Raw genomic sequence first — 5,473 nt, forward strand, 5'->3', positions numbered from 1 at the left:
TGGATGCGATCCGTAAACGCTGGCCCTGGGTGAAGCACCTGTTTGCCGATGGCGCCTATGACCGCCTCCAACTGATGGACAAGGCGGCTTATCTGGAGTTCGTCGTCGAGAGAGGTGGCCCCCATTTTTCGGACAGGTGTCTAAGCTATAATCCGACCTGAACGAGGACGGGTTTTATGGGCAAGGTTACGCGGAAACGGTATGCGGCGGAGTTCAAATCACGGGTTGCCCTGGAGGCGATCCGTGGGGAACTGACGCTGGCGGAACTGGCTTCGAAACATGGGGTGCATCAGACGATGATCGCCCAGTGGAAACGGCAGGCGATCGAGGGGATGGCGGCGACCTTTTCCGGGAAGACGGTGTCTGAGCCCCCGGTCAGCCCTGCTGATGTGGAGAAACTGCACGCGAAGATAGGCGAGCTTCTCGTGGAACGGGATTTTTTACGCGATGCCTCTGCTCGGTTGGGCGTGATCAGAGGCGGCAGATGATTGACCCGAAGCGAGCGCGCCTGCCGATAATCCGGCAATGCACGCTGCTGCGACTCAACCGGTCGGGCGTTTACTATCGGCCTGTGCCACAGAGCGAGGCCAATCTGAAGCTGATGCGGCTGATCGACGCCCAGTTCCTGGAAACGCCGTATTATGGCTCACGGCAGATGACATGGCATCTGCGCCGCCTGGGACATGAAGTGGGCCGCAAGCGGGTCCGGCGGCTCATGGCGATCATGGGCCTGCGGGCGATCTACCAGAAGCCGCGCACGACCGTGCCCCATCCGGAACATCGGAAATATCCATATCTGCTACGGGATCTGGTCATCGACCGGCCCAACCAGGTGTGGTGTTCCGACATCACTTATATCCCGATGCACAAGGGCTTTCTCTATCTGGTGGCGGTGATGGATTGGCACACGCGCAAGGTGCTGTCCTGGCGTCTGTCGAACACGATGGACGTGGAGTTCTGTATCGAGGCGCTACAGGATGCCCTCATGCGCTATGGCGCCCCGGAGATTTTCAACACGGACCAGGGTTCACAATTCACGACGCCCCGGTTCACCGAGGTTCTGGAACGACGCATCTGCAACTCACGCCGCGCCTTGAGTAAAGCGTAACGTGCCTCGCCCAGTGCAGTGTCTTCGCCAGTCCGTGTCTGCTGGAGTGACAGGCGTTGGGCACTGATCGCACCAAGCTGGCTTGCGATCTGCGCTTCCCGGGAAGTGACATCAAGCTGAAGTTGCGGGTTGGTCAGGCGTGCAAGCACATCGCCCTTTTTGACCAACGCGCCATCATGCACGACGACCTCTGCTACCTCCCCTCCCTGCACCGCATTGACGAAGATGGTGCTCAGGGGAGCTACAGCAGCACGCACGGGGAGATAATCAAGAAACGGCGCAGAGTGCACTGCTTCGATTGAAATCTGGCCGTTCTGTACAGACAGTGTGCCGGAGGATGGAGCCATCCGCCATAATGTGACGACCCCGATTGCCGTCGCACCGATACCTCCGTAACGCAGGAGACGGCGCAGAAAGATATCGCGTGGAGACCTCACGATCCGGCGATCCATTTCAGCTCCAGAGACAGAACCGGATCTGTGGGGGACAGTTGAGGTGACAGGCTGGTGCATCGTCTATTCCCTTGTTTGGGAACAGTGTACCCTAGCTAGGGTAATTTTTAACGTGTTGAACAACAAAGGTATTTTTTAGAATCTAAAAAACTGATGTCCGGTTTTGAAAGCAGTGTTCAGAAACGGACGGTTAAAAACATCCTGTCAAGACGCAAAAGTAATCGGTTGCAAGAGCGAATCACATCCGTTTTTTTGGTACAGGTTCCGGAGTCGAATCGATGAGCGATGCTACAATCCTCTTTGTCGATGATGACGCCGACATTCAGTCGGCCGCAAAACTTCTGTTCGCGCGGAATGGTCTGCGCGTGATCGCGGCGCAAGATGCGATACAGGCACAAGCTGCTCTCATCGCCGACACTATTGATCTCGTTCTCTTGGATCTCAACTATGCTCCAGGTGCACGCGATGGAGCGGAAGGGTTGACACTTCTGACCGAAATTCATGTCTTATGTCCGGGACTTCCGGTCATCGTTGTGACGGGACATAGCGGGGTTTCTATCGCAGTCGCGGCGATGCGCGCGGGCGCGGTAGATTTCGTGATGAAGCCGTGGAACAATGCGCGGCTCACGACACTCATTGCGGAAACGCTTGCCCGTACACAGCGCCGCGCCGGACAGTCCGGGCCGGAAAGCGCCGGCCCGGTGATGATCGTCCAGTCGGAAGAGATGCGCTCTATTATCGCCTTTTCGGAACGGATCGCCCCGACACGCGCGCAGGTGCTGATTTCCGGCCCTCCCGGTAGCGGAAAGACGCTTCTGGCGAAGCGTATTCATAGCTATTCGGGCACACTCGTGAATTCTGTCCTGCTCGACGCCGAAGCTCTTTCCGCGCTGCCCCAAGCGGCTGGCCACTGGATATTGCGGAGCGTAGAGGCCCTTACTCCCAAGCTTCAGCGTGAGCTGGCCGACCGGCTCGATGGAGCATCGCCACCCCGGGTGTTTGCACTATCTTCCCTGACTTTGGTTGATCTGGACGCCCGATTGTCTGCACGCTTGATGCTTCATTTCGCGGCTGCACGGATCACGCTACCGCCACTTGCGGAACGTAGGGCCGATATTCCGGTGCTGGCGGCGCATTTCCTGCATTATTTCGCCAGTCATCATGGGGTGCCTGAACCGACGCTCAATGCCGCGCGGCCGGAGACACTGCAATGCCGTGCATGGACACAGAATATTCGTGAACTGCGCGCCCTGATCGAACGCGTTGTGCTTTTCGGCGAGGAAGCTGCTTTTGCGTCAGACACGACTGTACCCTCGGACACACCAACGTTGGCACTTTCTGAACGAGCCTTGATTTCGGCAGCGTTACGCCGACACGGCTTCAACATCACACATGCCGCAAAAGATTTGGGTATCACCCGTCCCGCACTCTACCGTCGCATGGCACGACACGCGCTTTGACATGCGCGAGGTCTGGCGCAGCGGATTATGTATCGTACTGTTTGGAGGCATCTGCCTGCTGGCGCCGCGCGCATACAGGGCGGACTTTTATGTTACGACCGGAATACTGGTCCTGCTGGGGCTTGGTACGGCTGTCACGATGCTCGCCCACGTTTCCCGGCTGTCGCGGCGGGAAATTCGGATCGAAACAGCCATTCCGAGAGTGTCGGACCTAGACGCAATACGGGGGAAAGCGTTACTCGACCACGCGCCCGTTATTTTGCTTTATCGTAGCGCTGATGGCGTAATTCATGTTGCTAATCGTGCCGCGCGACGCCTGTTTTCCACCAACGATTGCCTGCGTCCTGAGCAAAGTGTCGCGTTAGAAACCGAGGATCGCCTCGTTCGCCTTACTCCTTGTGCTGGAGGGGCCCCGGGGATTTATTTTCTCTCGACTGTCCGTACGAGCGGCTCGGGTGGCATACGGCAACTTCTGGTGCTCACCGATATCGAGACGGAGCTAAATGAGGCAGACGCCCGCACCCTTCGTGATCTGCTGTCCGTCCTTAGTCATGAGATCATGAACTCCCTTACCCCTATCGTCTCTCTGGCCGAAACAGCGCACGATCTCGCCAGTCGACCGGACGCCGCCCAATCACGAGAAATGTTGGCGGAAGCTTTGGACACGATCCTGCGTCGGGCGCGGGGGATAGATCGCTTTGTACAGGGATACCGGGCGCTGGCACGACTGCCTCCCCCTGAACGTAAGCCCACACGTCTGGCAGAGCTCCTCGCCACTGTTGTCGCGCTGTTCGAGACACGATGGGGAGAACACGTACGACTAAAGGTCAATTTTCCACCTTCGCACCTAACAGCCCGGCTTGATGCTGAGCAAATTGAACAGGCTCTCCTAAATTTGCTCAACAACGCCGCTGATGCCGCACTAGAACGAACGCACGATATCGTGCCGACTGTGTGGCTCGAAGCGATGGGGACATCTGAAAAAACCGTCTTCGCTGTGCGAGACAACGGAGTTGGCGTCGCGGAAGCTGATCGAGATTCTATCTTTCAGCCATTTTTCACCCTTAAACGCAACGGAAGTGGTATCGGCCTCACACTTACCCGCCAAATAGCGCTTGCGCATGGCGGTTCGCTCACGCTTGAATTGGGTGAGTTGACCGCTTCTTGGAAAACGTCGTTTATCCTAACACTCTAACCTGAATCTAAGGACCTGAACCAGACAGCGATTTGATTGATTTTCTGCAGAACTCTTCGGATGTGAGCGATCGTAAGCCAGGCTTCAGATGAGGAGATTGTCGTTTCGACATTCCTGGTAATGCGACGGCAGCGTCCGAGCCATGCAAAGCTGCGCTCCACGATCCGGCGTTTCGGCAGGACGACGAAGCCTTCGGCCCGATCGCTGCGCCTGACGATCCCGATCGTCCATCGGCCGGGTTCAGCCAGCGCACCACGCAACTTCTCGCCGGCATAGCCTCCGTCGCAGGTCAGATGGTGCAGCCAGGGAAACAAGGCGCTGATCCGGGCCGCGACCAGCAGCGCGCCGTCGCGATCCTGGATGTCGGCGGGACGCACCACGCTTGCTACGATATGCCTGGGTGTATCGGTGATGATATGCCGCTTGCGTCCCTTGATCTTCTTGCCTGCGTCGTAGCCACGTGACCCGCCATTTTCAGCGGTTTTAACCGACTGGCTGTCGATAATGCCCACCGAAGGCGTGACGTCTCGCCGGTCCTGCTCACGCGACAGGATCACGAGAATATGGTTCATGGCTTCCCATCGTCCCTGGCGGATCCAGCGATAGAAATAGCCCTGCACGGTCGTGAAGGCGGGAAAGTGACGCGGCAATTGCCGCCACTGGCAGCCCGTGGTGACGATACAGAGGATCGCCTCCATGACGCGGCGCAAATCCGTACGTCGCGGTCTCCCCAGTCGTTTCCTCCCGGGCATCAACGGGGCAATCAGGGCCCACTCCGCATCGCGCAGGTCGCTTGCATATTCAAGGGCGCCCCGCCGATAGTGCGCACGGGTGATTTCAGTCCAGACCATCCTGTCTCATCAGGTTGTCGCAAACCCATGAATCATAACCTGCTGAAATCACTCAACTCATTTTCGGTCAGACACTAAGTTCAGTTCATTGTCTTGTGACAAAGCCGTTTCACAGAAGTGAGTATCTGGTCGGCTGATTTGCCTTACCGATATCGCTTGGGATTTTCGTTACCTGCGGCGATAAAGGTTGTGATGTCGGCCTCGAGCTCATCTGTGGACCGATGCATGCCGCCCTGTAGTTGCTTGCATGCTGCTCTTCATTCTTGGTGGCCACGAACCGCATGCTCACCTCTAGCTGTCAGGTTGTGAGACGTCATTGGGATGATGTAGCGTGGGCGATACCGCGTTATGCTTCGTTGTTTTCTTCCGTTTGCAGGGAGACCGAATGATGCTTCAGATCCACCCAC

Annotated in this window: 4 protein-coding genes and 2 pseudogenes; 4 read left to right on the forward strand and 2 right to left on the reverse strand. The window is 57.3% G+C overall.

Annotated elements, in window-relative coordinates:
* A pseudogene (locus tag GOB93_RS20460) lies at nucleotides 1-110 on the forward strand (IS5/IS1182 family transposase); the annotation flags it as partial.
* Between the two features lie 66 nt (nucleotides 111-176).
* Nucleotides 177-1,066, forward strand: a pseudogene (locus GOB93_RS20465) (IS3 family transposase); the annotation flags it as partial.
* On the opposite strand, the gene GOB93_RS22405 reads toward GOB93_RS20465, so the two are convergent.
* Nucleotides 991-1,560 carry a biotin/lipoyl-binding protein gene (locus GOB93_RS22405; RefSeq protein ID WP_173585216.1) on the reverse strand — a complete coding sequence of 190 codons (570 nt, stop codon included), beginning with the start codon at nucleotides 1,558-1,560 and terminating at the stop codon, nucleotides 991-993. The pseudogene GOB93_RS20465 and the gene GOB93_RS22405 overlap by 76 nt on opposite strands.
* Nucleotides 1,561-1,838: 278 nt before the next feature.
* On the opposite strand from GOB93_RS22405, the gene GOB93_RS20475 reads away from it, so the two are divergent.
* Together GOB93_RS20475 and GOB93_RS20480 are read left to right on the forward strand one after the other, a co-directional pair.
* Nucleotides 1,839-3,020 carry a sigma-54-dependent transcriptional regulator gene (locus GOB93_RS20475; RefSeq protein ID WP_173585217.1) on the forward strand — a complete coding sequence of 394 codons (1,182 nt, stop codon included), beginning with the start codon at nucleotides 1,839-1,841 and terminating at the stop codon, nucleotides 3,018-3,020.
* Nucleotide 3,021: 1 nt separating this feature from the next.
* Complete coding sequence (locus GOB93_RS20480; RefSeq protein WP_242010964.1) at nucleotides 3,022-4,215, forward strand: sensor histidine kinase; 1,194 nt, start codon at nucleotides 3,022-3,024, stop codon at nucleotides 4,213-4,215.
* On the opposite strand, the gene GOB93_RS20485 is transcribed toward GOB93_RS20480, so the two are convergent.
* Entirely contained in the window at nucleotides 4,212-5,066 is an 855-nt protein-coding gene (locus tag GOB93_RS20485; protein ID WP_173585218.1) for an IS5 family transposase, read from the reverse strand. The genes GOB93_RS20480 and GOB93_RS20485 overlap by 4 nt on opposite strands.
* Nucleotides 5,067-5,473: the final 407 nt, after the last annotated feature.

The organism is Acetobacter musti (assembly GCF_011516835.1).
In the GTDB taxonomy this organism is placed as follows: domain Bacteria; phylum Pseudomonadota; class Alphaproteobacteria; order Acetobacterales; family Acetobacteraceae; genus Acetobacter; species Acetobacter musti.